Consider the following 15,515-nt stretch of genomic DNA (forward strand, 5'->3'; position numbering starts at 1 on the left):
AATTCAAAATTCTTGCTCTAAAGAAATCACAACTAGAAAGAATATCTCTTCAAGGTGTATTTTTTCTCCAAGTAAATTTACGAGTAAGTATATAAGGTAGGTTGGAAGTACCTGGACGGTACAACCAACGCATAGGAATTAACTATTAGTCACAAAGTTCAGGAAACGGTGACTGTGGAAGTGAGTTACTAGGAATACATTGACCTTCCCATGTGGCCTCACCAGTTTGCATATTTCCAACGTAAGTTGAATAACCCATAAACCATGTGATTACTTTCTCTTCACCAGTAAGTTCAAATTCATTCATGAGTAGCTCAGGCACTTCCCCGTCTACTGAGTAGCACCAACCGTGTGATCGCATTATAGTGTCACTTAAGACTTCCATAGCATCTAATCCAATAGGTGAGTTCATAAGTTGAGAAATTCCAAATTGACTTGATAGGTTTTGGATTGAGTTTTTCTCTAGTACATCTAAACTTAATTCACCTACTGTTGCGTAACTATCTGTAACTACAGAACTAAATACAGCTTCTTTAGAGCAAGAGTCTACAACTTCAAAGTTTAGAGCAAATATATTTGTACTGATTAATGTGATTAAGACTACTAAGTACTTCATTTTATGTCCTTTTTATGTATTTTTTCAAAATTTATACTATAATGATTAGAGATTGTTCACTCATTGAAGAATTTACAAATATCTCATTGCTAGGAGAGTTATTTGTCATACTTAATACAAATGGTCCACGGTTGGGCCTAGAAAAATAAATCATGGAGGATATATGAAAAATATCAAATTACTTTCACTTTTTACATTACTACTTTTTAGTACAAACTCTTTTGCAGGTGTACTTGTTGAGCCTTTCGTAGGTTTTGGAATTGGTTCCGCTGAGTATAAGTCTGGCTCACAGACTGCTGACAATAAATATACAGGTCCTCAAATGGGGGCGAGATTAGGTTATAGCTTCCTAGGACTTATGGGTGGATTAGAGTACAGAAAAACTTCTGGATCTTTAAGTTATGATTCTCACACTGGTGGGGGGACTTGGGCAAATAGTGGGACAGACCAAGATTATTCTGGGACTGAGCTAGGTGCTTTCGTTGGTTATGAGCTTCCAATTCTTTTAAGAGCATATGTTGGTTATACATTTAGCACTAAGTGGGAACTTGATAATAACTCAACTTGGATCGGTGCTGCTGGTGATGAGCTTTCAGGAAATACAACGACTCTTGGAGTAGGTTTTACAGGCCTTCCATTTGTTAGTCTAAATCTTGAATTTAGAATGATTTCACTTGATAAGTTTAAAGATATTAGTGCAGGAACAGAAACAACAGCTGATTATAGCTCTAATGAAGTAGTTATTGGTGCTTCTCTTCCTCTAGATTTCTAGTTTAAATTAAGTATAGACTAGTTCCTAAGGGACTAGTCTTTTTTTCATAATTATATCGTTCTTAGTATCTTCAAAATTTGTTTTATTCCATACAGATAATTGCTTACCGGTTTGTGCATCTATTTGTGCTTCAAAACTATTTGGTGGAGAGTCAGCATCATTTTGTATTGTCACCTGAACTTGCTCAATATAAGTCGCTTTCCCAGCAATGACTCTGATAATCCCTAAGTTCTTTTTGATATAGACTTTACTATCTGGCCCAAGCTTACTTAATAGGTCGTCAGCATAAATCTTTTTCCAATTACTATTTGGTGTATTTTCAAAGAGTGTATCTTTATCAATTTTTCCAAGTACTTCTCTATTTGTTTTCTTGTGCCTAGGTCTAGGAATAGAAGCTGGTTCTCTAGTTTTAGATTTTGTGATGGCATCAGAAATTATTCGAACTCTTTTCTTTTCCTTATATGTTGTTTGATGAACGTTTGTCCCTTCAGGAGATTTATAATAAGTCTGCCAGGATTTGTCTTCGTTAGTGTTCATTATCTTTGCTGTGTAATAAACTGGAACAGCAAGTATTGCGATAAATAGTAGGTTTTTAAATAATTTCATTAATCGATTACCGTGAATTGAAAGTTAATAATTTTATATGGGTCAGCACCAGAGTATTTGTAGTCCTTGTACTCATCGCCAACTTGCTCAAATGGAGTATTTACATTAGTTGAGTACGTGTTGCCAGTATCGTTACTTGTTATATTGTGACAATCTTCACAGTTAGTGAAAGTTGCTCTTAATCTACAATTGACCGTAGTCCCTGGAGGTATAGAAGGGCTTACTTCTAAGAAGAATATGTTACTGGCCTTGAATTCATTTTCACCATTGCTATCAACTAGAGTTTCCGCCCATGTTTTCTTTGGATCAATTCTTGAGTACCAAGCAACGTCCGCACCTTTTGGTGATCTTATTAAACAGTCTTTAGTAGAGCTTGATCCACCCAAGCATTCAGTTGCTTCAATAGCTTTTGAAGTCATGAACGCTTCTTGGCTAACCCAAATGGCAGCATCATCTTGCGTATCTTGGAAAAAACATACTGGTTCTACAGTTTGAGAATCTAAGACACCAACTCCATTATCAAGAGCTTCATCAGCACAGCCTGGATATAGAGCGACTGAGGCCCCTCCTTGACTTGCACTAGGGAAGTTATCTGTAAAGTTATTACAAGGTTTTCCATCCTGCATATGGTCCCAGTCGTTGGCTAAAATTCTAACTCCGGCCATTGTACTATTTGAGTTATTATAAAGATTTAGTAGAATCCCTACAAGTTCTCCAGGACTAACTTGTCCATTACCATTGTTATATTTTAGATTTCCATTTTCAAATATTGTAGTACTCAAAGAGCCATCAATAAACCCATTTGTTAAGCTAGATGCAGCTGCATTCATATCTGAATAGCTATCAAAAATGAAGGCCTCAGATCTTCCACTTCTACTTTCAACTAGGAGTTGATTCTTCTTTATTAATACTGTCTTTTGTCTATTTAGCTCTTCTACTTTTTGAACTGTTTCAGCTATCGATCTACTTCCATTAATGTCATAGTTTTTAAATAGTAGTAATCCATAATCATCTAGGAGTTGCTCTAGTCTTTGAATATTATATGAATTGAAGTTACATAAACTAGAGTCTGTTGCTAGGGAAGTTTTAACAAATCTAGAGAATGTTTGAGAAAATCTTCTATAAGTGATTGGCTTATTTTTTTGTAGCCATTCTTTTGCATTCTCCGGAGTATGGTTAACTCCATATGTAGAAAACCCTTCTATTCCATAAGATGAAAAATCTCCAAGGTAGGATAATGTTTCCATAAGGAGTCTAAAAGTAAACGTTCTTGCGTATGAGTTGTTAAATGAGCAAGCCGTTTCAAGATCTTTTGTAAATGCTACTAGAAAGTGAGAAACAATCTGTCCAGCGTAGTGAATTTCTTCATAGTTTTCTTCTGGATTATTTGGATCATATCCTAAGTAAGTCGGATAGGAGAGTCTTCCCTCAGAAGTTTCACTTACTCCAGCAACATGAAGATCATCACTTTCTTGCATTGGTCTACTAAGGTTTAAAAACCTTCCCATAGACCATTCTCCAATATGTGCTCTACCATTCATATAGTAACTAAAGAAGTCCGCAATACCTTCATTTATGGCCTTCCCCTCGTCATATGAGAAGTAACCAAGGTTTGATTCAATTGCGACAGTACCGCTTGCTCTATTTCTAAAGTTCATTGCATTATGTACAAGAGCATGTCCTAGCTCATGATATAGTGTTGTAGGATCTTGAACAAATTTTACATTTTCATATATGCTGTCATAGCCTAAGCATATCGAGTACGTAGAGGGACTAAAAAATGCATTATTTGGAAGATCATCACAAAGAGCATAACCTCTAAGCGGTGATGTTTCCCATGTTGCTCCACTTGTAAATAAGCTCATTGGTAGTGACGTAGATAAACCGGAAGGGTTTGATCCGTAATATGTTGAGTAAGTTGAAGTAAGGTCAGTATTGTACTTCGAAATCATCCAATTCATATGTGTGAACATTTGAACTTGGTCAAATTCATCGGTACTTGTATCGAAGGCCCATTTCTGATTAGTGGACTGGTATAAGCTACTTATACTGTCTTTTTTTACTTCGAAGCAGTGGGGATCATTTACGCATGTTTTTTGTAAATACTGACCATCAGTTACAAAGTCTTGTTGAGTTCTAAGTAATGAATTTAAGTTTACGGTATGATCTAATGAAGCGTTTCCAGATAAGATAATAGGGTTGTCTTGTAAGACTCTACCGTACCCGACATTTACAGAAGCTGAGGTATTTGCTACTCCTCCTGAGGAAGAGGTCGAACCACCGCTTTGGCTAGGTACACATGAAGTAAGGCAAAGGGTATACGCAACAAGAGCAGACATTAAAATTGTCTGTTTTCTCGTTTTAAAATTGAACATTCCGTTTCTTTTCAAATCTTCCATGTATTTTCCGTTAACGTACTATTTTATTTACCGAAGCCTTGCTGACCACTGTAGTCGGCTCCTCCGATTTGTAGCATTTGTTGATATAATCCTTCTGCTGTTCTTTGACTGCTATCTGCTGCTTGGCATTGGGAATTTGCAGTTACTTCTCCAATCTTTTTCCACTCTGCTGATAGAGAGTTATCTGTAATACTTGCGATGGCACGATCAGCAGACTTCGTTGATTCTTGCATACTTTTTCTGTGGTATTCTAACTTTTCGTTGAAGCAAGAAGACTTCTTTGAATCTTTACAGTCTTCAACAGCAGCAAGAATGGCGTCATTTTCATGAGCGATACAGAAATTGTTTTTAGATTCTTTAAGTTTATTAAGTGCCTTACTAGAATTATCTGCAAGTACTCCCTTGGCGGCGCCTGTACGTTTAAAGTCATCTTTCTCTATTCCTGAAAGACCAAGAGAAGTTAGTGAACTGGAGCCTAAGTCACTTGCTAGATCTTTTAGTGCCTGTCTTGGATTACTTTTTAAGCTTCCTTTTGATGTTTCACAGGCCTTAGCTTCTGCTTCATTTAGTTTAGAGCAGTCTGCATCTTTAAGTTTTGAAGCAAAACTTGCAACTTCACTGTCTGAGTACTTAGCAGTACCGTTTAGGATATTGTCGATTTCTGTTTCGTAAAAAGATTTGTTATCAAAATCTTTTTTAGATGCCGTTGACGAGATAGGCTTTATTACTTTCTTGAAGTAGTCAGACGTCTTTACTGTCTTTGGTAGATCGTCATCATCGCCAGATGTGATAAACTTTTCAATCTTCTTTTTATACTTCTCTAAGTCTGTTGGTAGTGAAGTCATGGCCTGTTTTGTAAGGTCTTCTATTACACCGTCTATATCATCACCATTATCATTACAGACTTCAGCTAGAGATGACGGATTCTTTGGTGTATCGTCATCATCTTCTGTCCCTCGTTCTCTTTCATTATTTGCTCTAGCACATAACTTTCTATACTCAGTAACTCCGTACTCAGTTTCATTTGAAATATAATTAGCTACACCACCAACTGTTTCATAAAGTGCTTGTGCTGAGTAGTCTGAATCATCACAACCAGCTGCAGGATTTAAATTTCCAAGCTGTTCGTATTTTTGGCAAAAGTTTCCAACTTCACCCATAAGTTCTTGTTGAGATTGTTGCATTTGCATATTTTGTGAATTAACAAATTCTCTGTAGCTTGTTTCTGCTGTTGAGCAGTTTGTAGCTAAGTTTTCCCATTTCGCCTTTTGAGTCTGGATTGCATCTTTTTGAGTTGCAATGTAGTCGCTTACCACATTTGTTATTTCTCCAGATTGCTCTTGAAGTGTTTCTTTTAGTTTTGCTATTTGATCTGGAAGGTTTTCTAAAAAGTTTAATGACCCTCCACCAAGTAGGTCAACGCCGAATTCACTCTCTTCATTTTCTGGCATTTGAATAAATAATTCTTCTGGATAGTTAAAGTTAGCTCCAGGGAAGTATTGCTTTAAGTAGTCTGCGTCAGCTAAAACTTGTGCCTTAACCTGCGCAAGGTAGGCTTCTTGTCTCGCAACGAGTGCTGTTACATTTTTGTTATATGTTGCTTGATATGCTTTAATTTTTGCTTTCTTATTTTCAACTAATGTATTTGCTTCAGAGTAGCAAGATTGTACTCTTCCAGAACAAGTTGAAGCATGCTTAACACAAAATGCCTCACTCCCTTGATCAAATATACCATCAGCAGAACAAGTATTTGTATTTTCACTTCTTCCTGAACAGTTGATTACTGAGTCATAGATTTGGTTACCTATAGTAGCTGCAAATGTTGATTCTAATTCTTTTAATTCATTTAAGTATGTTTTAGCTCTCGAAACCTGAGTTTGTTTTGAGACTTGGCCAGACTGTTCTGTAGAGTATGTATCGTCTTGAGTATATTTTTGCTCACATTGAGCGACTGTTTCTCTAAAAAGTCCATAAGGAGTAGTTGTAATTGTTTGGGCACTACTATTTTTATACTGTATTGAAATGTTTGAGCTAGTATACCTGTTGTCTAGGGCCTGGATTTGCGCCATCTTATCTTCTATAAACGCATCAGAGTCTAAAATATTCTGCAGTGCTATTTTATAGTTAGACAGTGCTGTCGATCTATCTCCATTTCCACCAACTCTTAAAGATTTAAGTATTTGTTCTGGTGAAATGGCCACGCCTTTATCTGCTAAAGTCACACATTCACTTATGTACTTCTTTTTGAAGTAGTTTTCTGCGTCGTTTGTAAAGTTAGCAAAATCAACACCAAAATTACTATCCATTGTTGGAATCTCATATCCTGGAATTATTTTATTAAGTTCACTTTGAATAGTATCAACTTTACTGCTCATTCTTGATATTTCTGTACTTATTACACCAATCACAGGAGTCGCAACTCCCATTCTTGCTAAGTCAGCACCATTAATTGATTGATCTCCTGTTGAGACATCTTTTCTCCATTGCTCAATACCTTGAGATTCAATCTGTGCTTTTATCGCTTGGATTTGAGAGTTAACATCACTCTCAATTTGAGATTTATTTATTACAAAATTCGCTGCATCTTTATTTGCACTCGTAAGTCCAACCTTAATACCGTTTAGACCAGATTTTGCAGCAGTTGCTAAAGTATCTTGTCCAATGATGTTTTGACAGGCAACTGAGAAGTAGCTTGAGAAATCTCTTGTCTTGGCATCAATGTCTCCACTTCCACCGCCAAATAATTCCGTATTTGCATCTTCCATCTCTGAAAGTAATTTCTTATTTTCATCTCTGAAGTATTGAGACTCTTTTTCTATCTTTGCTTTAAGCTCTTCTAATGAGTTCAGCCTATCTTGAAGCGAAGTAATCATTCCTTTCTTAGCATCTTCTAAACATTGAAGCCCTACAGGGTAAGATGTATTTTGAGCTGTTGAAAGTAATTGTTCATACATTGATGAATAAGTAGTTGCTAAATTTTTATATTGCATTGCCTGATTTAGACCAGTGGTATCAGATATCGTTTCTTCACAAATTCCTACAGGGAATGCTGAGCTTGCTTGTGATATTTTACAGTGTGGAAAATACTTTGCTGAAATAACTTGTGGTTGCAGACTACTCATCTGAGCAGCAATTTGATTAGACGCCATCGTTTGTTGCATCGATTGTTGTGCAGTTTGTAGAGCAGTGCTCATCACTTGCATTGACTGGTCAACCCAATTTGGATCTTGAGCGGATAGACTAATTGGAGAATATATAAGTGCACAAATAGAAATTGTGGCAGATGCCTGTCTCAGTAGGCCCTTTTTATTTCTCTTTTGTTGTCTTTTGCTTTTCATTTTTCTTTTCCTTAATCTCATCGAAAAATCTTAGATACACATTTCACTGTCTTATCGGGTTTTTGAGTAAAATAATTAAGTTTCTAGTTATTATTTTAAGCGCATACTGCATGGAGCCAAAGAACTCTTCTTCTATGAGCAATATTCTTGGCTTTATGACGTTTTACTGTAGAATATAATTAATGATTCTAAGCACTTCGGATTTGTTATGATTTTCTGTAAAGGGATTTTATTCACCTGTTGTGTGCCAGATTTATGTGTGTTTTTAGGCTCATTAATGTAATTACAATAGGTTGAAACATTATACTTCAATGAAGGTAACTATCTAATAATATGAAAGTTTTAATTATTCGCTTGATGGCATGGCTCTTAGATTTTGCAGTATCAATTGTCTTTTTTAACTATTTACTATCTTTTGATGTATTTATTGGAATTAGAGATGAAATTATTCAGAACTTCTTAGGACTCTCTTTCTCTGCAACTAGCTCTAATATTCTTTCAAATATATGTCTTATCTATCTTCTAACGACTTCATTTCGTTTTTATAGCTGTTTACTATTTGGAAGATCAATATCTCAACTATGTATTGGAATAAAAAATAAAGATGGATTTCTTTGGTCAAGAATTGGGGGAGGGCTTAGAACATTTATTGAAATCCTTTTCCCACTTACTTTGTTAGATGCTGCTTTACTCTTAAGAGGGCAAAAAACATTAAAAGAATCTATATCTGGAACCACTCTTATATACAGAGGTGGGCTTCCTTCCAAGATAGTTACAACACTTTACTCATTTATAGTTATCTTTCTAACTATTGGCTCACCATTGTTACAGAATATGACTTTTGTAGATGGGGTAGAGTTAGCTTTTTCAAAAATAAAATTAGAAAAGATAGATAATAGAACAGACTTTTCTAAATTCAAACACTACCCAAGTGAAACATTCAAGCTTAGTTCATTTAGTGCCATGAAGGATGGAAATTTAACTCTCATACCTTCCTTTGAAATAACTAGAGAAAAAAATAAGAAGAGGATAAGGCCCTATCTCGTTATCTATGACTTAGATAGAAAGGTACAAGGGGACTTAAGACTTCAGAGAAGGTTCTCCCTCTTTAAGGTTATACAGATTGCAAGTAAGTATGATCCACTTTTTAGTGTTTTCTATCCTGAATTACAAAAGGTGATTAATAGACCTCTAGACCACTATGGAATTAAGAAGTATGAAGATTCTTTTGGGGATAAGAAATTACTTAATCCAATCGCGAGAGAAGAAATTCAAAAGTTAATACAATCGTCATTTGAATTATCTTTTAATAACTTAATACAAAGTGTAGCTAAAATAGGTCCATTTATATCAGGACATATTAAAATAAGAAATCTCCTTTTATCATTAGTGGACTCAACGACTCCTCCAACAGTTGATATGATTAAGCTTGGAAATTATAACTTTCTAAGACTAAAGCAAATATTTGACGCCACAGCAGATGGCGATAGAAGCTATAGAGAGTCTTATATTCCAATTGAAACTCTCAATAGTAGTATCATCACTATGGAATGGGGAAGTAGTGTTAAAGACGCTCTTGCCAGAGAAGAGTTTAAGTCTAAATTCTTAGGAGCAAGTAAGTGGTTCTTTGATTATAGCTCTGTTTTCAAATTCACAGGTGATGAAGATAATATGAGTGCTTTCTCAATATTAGATTACTTTAGTGATCTGACTATAGATCAGGTATCTAGAGAGAAGTTAGAGAAGTACACGTTTACATATTTTTCAGAGTTGAGTACTAAAAGTATGATCAGCAATGATGAAGCTCTTCAAAACTCTTTAATTGCCAGCATGAATAGATTGGTGCTTTTAAATAATTATGCAAAAGTTAAAGCTAAGGATAAGGGTGCATTTAGTAATAAGTTTTCTCGATTGATGAGCAATTTAAAAGAAGCACTAAAGAATAAGAACAAGAAGTTTTTTGAGGTTAAATAGATGAGTATACTAGATGCAATTATATACGGAATTATCCAAGGGTTGACTGAGTTTCTTCCGGTATCAAGTAGTGGACATCTAGCACTTTTACCTAGTTTACTTACAATAAAAGACCCTGGCGTAAGTTTTGATCTAGCAATGCATATAGGTACGGCCCTCGCTATTTTTTGCTACTTCTTTAAAGATATTTGTATTTTACTAAAAAATGCTTTCTTATTGTTAGATTTTAAATCAGAGATGACTCTTAACAAGAGACGTTCACTTCATATGATCATTGCTACATTTGCAACTGGTGTTATTGCAATCTGTCTTAAAGATTTTGCCGAAAGCTATGGTCGTAATAATACGTTTATTACTATTAATCTCATCGTGTTTGGTGCCCTTATGTGGGTTAGTGATTCATTTTTTAAAGAATCTTCTGAAGAGGTTCTTGTTAGTGAAGGTAGTTGGAAAAAGGCCCTACTAATAGGTTTCTTTCAATCTTTTGCACTTTTTCCTGGAGTTTCTAGATCAGGAATAACTCTAACCACTGCTCGATTTCTACAAATCTCAAGAAATGAGGCATCTCGCTTCTCTTTTCTTTTATCTCTTCCACTGATAGTCGGAGGAGCCATTCTTAAGGCCCCTGAGATTATGAAAGGTAATGAAGCATTCGACTTGATCAGTTGTGGAGTAGGTGTCTTTGTAAGTTTTATCGTTGGACTCTTAACAATTCACTTCTTTTTAAAATTTATTAAAAAGATAGGTCTACTTCCATTTGCCATTTATAGGTTTATAATTGCTGGGTTTGTTCTACTTATTCTCTAGTTAGAACCACAGTCAAATATTTGAAGTACATCACCACTAGACTGAGCAAGCTCTTCTGGAATACAATAAACTTGATTATTCCATCTTAAGCCTTCGTTGAAGATTTGAGCTTTCCCGTTAAAGTCATTACTGAGGTCATTACCATCAATAAACCTTTTAACCTGTTTGTCACTTGATTCGTGACCTGGAACTTTTAAGTCAGTATGAGCAATACCATAACCAACAAACCCTGATGCACATGCATCAATTTGACAGGCAAGTTGTTGAACAGTAGAGGCACTCTTAATATAACCTGTATCATCATCGATTAAGTTTGCAGATAAACCTTTTGCTTCTGATGAAATATAGCGGTTAAAGAATACTGATAAGTTTGTATAGTTTTTAAGTGCACACTTATTTGTATCTGGATTTATATTTCCTGAACAGCAGTAGCTAGGGTCGCTACCTTCTTCCATTTCTGTTCCAAGTGGTTGGCAACATGTAAACTCATCCTCTGAAAATATTTGCTTCTTAGAAGAGAAGTTATTTGCATCTGTTGAGGCTAGTTTATTATTGTCATATTCAGTTGTTGCGCCGTTATTTACAAAACCTGGTATTGTCTCTGCCGCTCCTGACACACTTGAATTTGATGATGAAACTGAACATCTAAGTGTAGTGTCTGAACTGTCTTCTATCGCCACTTGACCAACTCCTAGTAGTTCAAACTTAGCAAACCAATCAAGGTATATATTTGCTTCAGTCGAAGATATTGATCTCATATTACAGTCTGGATCATCTGGTTCATCAGTAGAAGAACATGTGTAACCTGACTGTGCTCCTGGTGCCCAGTTAAGGCACTTGAAATTTGTTTTATCAATTGTTTGCATCTTTGATGGTGCCCACGTATGTCCACCGCCATTGCTTGAATCAAAGTTTCTTACCCAGTTTGCACTACAGCAAGTTCTTTGGGCAACTTCATTGAGAGTGTTAAATTGTTTCTTTAACTCTGTTGAGTCTCTATTTAGTCCATCAGTTTCAGCAATTTTTAACTGAGGGTAGTTAGAAGAGTCGAGGGCCATATCATCTATAGCAGGTGCGATTGCCGTATATCTTCTTGGGTCATTTATTGGAATATCAACACCAGGTATAGAGCTTGTATCTGGTGAGCTCGTGTCGTTATAGATCTCATTTGAAATTTTGATAGTATTACCAATTAGACGGCAACATCTATTATTCTTTGGATCATAGCTTTCGTCAGTTTTAGCAGTCTCCTGTGAACATACTAGGGTACTCTTCCAAAAGCTTAATTCTGAATCAAGAACGCCAACTTCTGAGCCTGAAGATATTGATAGAGTCTTATCTGTAATATATTTATTAGCAGCACACTCAAAATTGTTACTACAACTAGCGCCAGGTGCTCTTAGGCATCTGTTGTTTTGTAGTGTCTTAGTATTGATATACTCTACATCAAAATCTTTTGAAAGTTCTGCTATAGAGTTAAACGTTGCTAATGAGTTAGTCGAAACATTTTGACTTCCTGCCAGTGCTTTAATCGTGCTATCTGTATTAGATAACTGAGCATCAGAAGAGTATTGTATATAGTTTCCAGATTGATCAAGCACTGGACACGAACTTAAGTAATTCGGTTGTGCAAGATTTAATTCAGAGCTTGTCATACCTAAGGCATTAACTTTATCTCCTAGATGAACTAGGTCAGGCTCTGTTGAATTTTGATTTTCTACAATTTGTGCGTCAATATTCTTACCTGGAATACACATTCCATCTACATTCAACTGTTCTACACTTGTTAGAACCTGGTCACTAATAACATCTGTTCCATTATAGTTGTACGGTCTACCTAGAGTCTTTGTGGAAAATCCAAACGTATCATCTACTTCAGGGTCTAATATCTCAAGTGCTACAAGACTCTTTGCAGACTTTGCATATCTAGAAATTTTAGTATTGAACTTAGCTTTCTTCTCGGGGGAAGTGAAGGCCTGACAATATGTATTTGCTGAACAAGAGAATAGTTTTGAGTTATCAGTCTTATTGAAAGTATCTGCTGCATTTACAATATTGTTGTAATTCTCTTGGCAGGCACTACCTTGATCTCTGTAAACACATCTTTTACTAGGTCCACTTGTTGTACCATTTATTGCTATCATTCTTAAAAAGTTTTGCTGACCTGGAATTTCTTTTGCATTTTGGTCAAAGACAGGCCATGGAGTTTGCATTGAATTTACATTGGCACAAACATAGTCAAACCCAAGAGTAGAAGCGCAATCAGAGTCTGTATCACAAGCATGATATTTCTGACATTGGGCCCCATCACTTTCATAATCACTTTGAACAAAAGATCCAGAGTTTGAAGTAGTAGAGGCGTCACTAACATCTACGCTATATGTACTTTCTAGAGTTACATCACCATAGTAAGCATTGATTGCAAGGAATAATTTATTAGTGGTTGCTTTTATTCTTCTTTGATTTCCTACTGAGAACCATGTCACACCGTCAAAAGATCCTATCACTGAACCATAGTCAAAACCATACCAGTCTCTTTGATAACCATTTGCAAAATAGAAGTGCTGAGTGGCCATACGATCTTGTCTTTGCAGTTGACGATCAGCTTGAGGAACATGTGAGAAAGGGAGCATAGTCGCAGGGACAAAGCATGCTCTACCAAACTTTAAATCATGCGCTCGGATCTCTGAACTTTCAGGGTCTGTTGCATATGGGTCTGGGAAGTATCCTCCACCTTTAAAGATAAAGTTACTCGGGAAGATTTTTGCTAGACTACTAAAATAATCTGTTCCACAGTAGTAACAACTTGAGAAGGTACCAGTATTTACGAATATATCGTATGTTTTACCTTTAGTTACTGAAACTTCTTTTGCTTCTTTCGCTGCTCCTGATTCTCCAGTAATACTTCCATAGATCTCATTGAAGCCTACATAACTATCAACATTATTAGGCTTTCCAAGGTCACCGCCAGTATATTCAAACTTTAAACCTTCTTGCTCAGGAGTATCTGTTGTTACATCTTGGTGTTCTACTCCTCCATCTGCATCAAAAAATCTAACAGGAACAGTTTTTGAACTCAATAGAACAGTTTGTTGAAGTGGTGGCTCTGATGTATCTGGCTGAGGGTAAGAACAAATAAAGTCTTGTACTAGAGTTGAATCTGTTGCAAAAACAGGCTCTAGAGAACATGTAAGGTCTGGACATTCACACATCTCACTTACTGCTTCTTGTGCTTCAAGCTTACTATTTAAAACAGGGTAGGCGTCTAAGTCTACATAGTAAGTTATCTTAATTACCTGAGTATCAAATATTTGGAAACTATCTTGAAACTCAACAAACGATGGACTTGATATAGTTGCAACCCAGTCAGTACCATTTTGAACAATTGAGTCATCTACATTTACGGCAATGGTTCTTGTGGCATCTGCATAGTATGGTAAGTAGAACTTTTGTGATGCTGGAAAGTGATCTGAAGGGAGTCCACTATCTTGACCTTGCACGTAATACTTATCACATTTAGCAAGAGTGGTTCCCACAAGTGCGCAACTTCCATCAATTTTGTAAGTAACTTTTAAAGTGTCATTTGTCTCTGGAGTTGTGATATTGAAATTTACTTGTTGAGAATCAGTCAGAGTATCATTTCCTGTAAGATCACCATTTGGACCAATTGTTATACCGGATCTAACGTAAGTATCGTCAGCAAAGTATTCTAGCCCTGCGTAAGTGATCTCGTGAATAGAGTGGTTTGGTAGGCCTGCTGTACCATAGTAGTCCGTATTAAAGTTTCTATCGTCTTCAAGAGTTAAAACAGTAGATGATTTTGCCGAAATATTTTCAACTGTTTTTGTACAGTATGAAACTTCCCCTAATTGAGGAGTCGTACACTTATAGAGCTCGTAAAGATATTCAAGTCTTTCTTGTGCAGTGGCAGCCGGGTCTGTAATTGGAGTTACATCTGGATCTGGTGTCACTACAATTGGACACATATAAAAATATTGTGGATACCTACCGTAAGTTGTAGGGTCCAAGTTTACTGCAGCAAGTGCTGCAAGATAGTCTGTATCACTTGTATCAACATCATTTCTTATTGCTTTATCATTAACACATTGACCTTCTACGCAGCAGTCATATCCTTGAACACTACAAGTTGAAGAGCTTGTACAGCTAATATTAACATCTCCCGGATTACTTGAAGTATTTGAGAAAATTAGCTGTAGTGCATCTGTATCTACGTCTGTAACAATATTTCCTGCATCAGATAAAAGTTGAGTTTGTGAACTCTGAAATAGGCCCGCTGAACAAGTAGGGCATACTTCTGTGAGTGAGTACACAATTGATTTGATTGTATCAAGTCCTGAGAGTGTGGTTTGTACTCCAGGACTCTGACAGAAAGTTCTATTCATACTCTCATCACCTGGTGAAATAAGGTAATAGTATTCTTGAGTATTAGTAGAGAAATTATAAAAGTATTGTGGCGTTGCAGTTGTAACAAGATAAGCGTTTGTTCCGCTTGTGTAAGAGAATACTAGACACTTACTTGATGTTTTATTTCCATTTTTTATATAGTAATCAACTTGAGCTCCACGTAGGTAGAATCTGTCATTGAACGATACTGGAATAGTTATACCTGTTTCTGATTGAGTCGATCCCTCTTGAAAAAAATTACTTGAACTTGTGAAGTCTGGAGAGGTTGGTTCTGTGGTTGCACCATCTGAGGTCGTAGAGTCAGCAGTTCCCGTTCTCTTATTACCACTTCCTGATTCAACACAGCTTGAGGCAATAGTGAGAATGCTCACTATAAATATAACTTTAAAAATGTTCCAAATTCCGTTTTGTTTCATCTCATTAAATTCCTACGTCCATCTCTTCGGAATAAATTAAGCTGACCTAAAGAAAAGGACTAAGAAATCCTTGATAATAGGTAAGTTTATCCTCCATTATATATTGAACTGTTTTAACGAACGACAAGTTGCTTTAAGTTGCTGTTTTGTTGTTTGAATTAG

General features: G+C 36.1%; 8 protein-coding genes. 3 read left to right on the forward strand and 5 right to left on the reverse strand.

From position 1 onward, the window contains the following. Positions 1 to 145 precede the first annotated feature (145 nt). Positions 146 to 616, reverse strand: a complete 471-nt coding sequence (locus tag ABX784_RS10595; RefSeq protein ID WP_372655009.1) for a hypothetical protein — start codon at positions 614 to 616, stop codon at positions 146 to 148. A gap of 163 nt (positions 617 to 779) precedes the next feature. On the opposite strand from ABX784_RS10595, the gene ABX784_RS10600 reads away from it, so the two are divergent. Beyond that, complete coding sequence (locus ABX784_RS10600; protein WP_372655010.1) at positions 780 to 1,388, forward strand: hypothetical protein; 609 nt, start codon at positions 780 to 782, stop codon at positions 1,386 to 1,388. Positions 1,389 to 1,412: 24 nt separating this feature from the next. Here the strand turns inward: ABX784_RS10600 and ABX784_RS10605 are convergent, their stop codons facing one another. The 3 genes from ABX784_RS10605 to ABX784_RS10615 are packed head-to-tail and all read right to left on the reverse strand — an operon-like array spanning position 1,413 to position 7,731. Next, positions 1,413 to 1,994 (reverse strand): hypothetical protein, encoded by a 582-nt coding sequence (locus tag ABX784_RS10605; protein WP_372655011.1) that lies wholly within the window; start codon positions 1,992 to 1,994, stop codon positions 1,413 to 1,415. Continuing rightward, the gene (locus ABX784_RS10610; protein ID WP_372655012.1) at positions 1,994 to 4,393 is read right to left on the reverse strand and encodes a hypothetical protein; all 2,400 of its coding nucleotides are present in this window, start codon (positions 4,391 to 4,393) and stop codon (positions 1,994 to 1,996) included. Before ABX784_RS10610 ends, ABX784_RS10605 begins: the two co-directional genes overlap by 1 nt. Positions 4,394 to 4,416: 23 nt before the next feature. Further along, on the reverse strand, positions 4,417 to 7,731 hold the full coding sequence (locus ABX784_RS10615; protein ID WP_372655013.1) for a hypothetical protein: 3,315 nt from the start codon (positions 7,729 to 7,731) through the stop codon (positions 4,417 to 4,419). A gap of 333 nt (positions 7,732 to 8,064) precedes the next feature. Between ABX784_RS10615 and ABX784_RS10620 the strand changes: the two genes are divergently transcribed. Together ABX784_RS10620 and ABX784_RS10625 are read left to right on the forward strand one after the other, a co-directional pair. Beyond that, entirely contained in the window at positions 8,065 to 9,705 is a 1,641-nt protein-coding gene (locus ABX784_RS10620) for a hypothetical protein (protein ID WP_372655014.1), read from the forward strand. Continuing rightward, positions 9,706 to 10,512 (forward strand): undecaprenyl-diphosphate phosphatase, encoded by an 807-nt coding sequence (locus tag ABX784_RS10625; RefSeq protein ID WP_372655015.1) that lies wholly within the window; start codon positions 9,706 to 9,708, stop codon positions 10,510 to 10,512. It abuts the gene before it with no gap. Here the strand turns inward: ABX784_RS10625 and ABX784_RS10630 are convergent. Next, positions 10,509 to 15,353, reverse strand: a complete 4,845-nt coding sequence (locus ABX784_RS10630; protein ID WP_372655016.1) for a hypothetical protein — start codon at positions 15,351 to 15,353, stop codon at positions 10,509 to 10,511. The genes ABX784_RS10625 and ABX784_RS10630 overlap by 4 nt on opposite strands. Positions 15,354 to 15,515 lie beyond the last annotated feature (162 nt).

The organism is Halobacteriovorax sp. (assembly GCF_041587335.1).
GTDB lineage: Bacteria > Bdellovibrionota > Bacteriovoracia > Bacteriovoracales > Bacteriovoracaceae > Halobacteriovorax.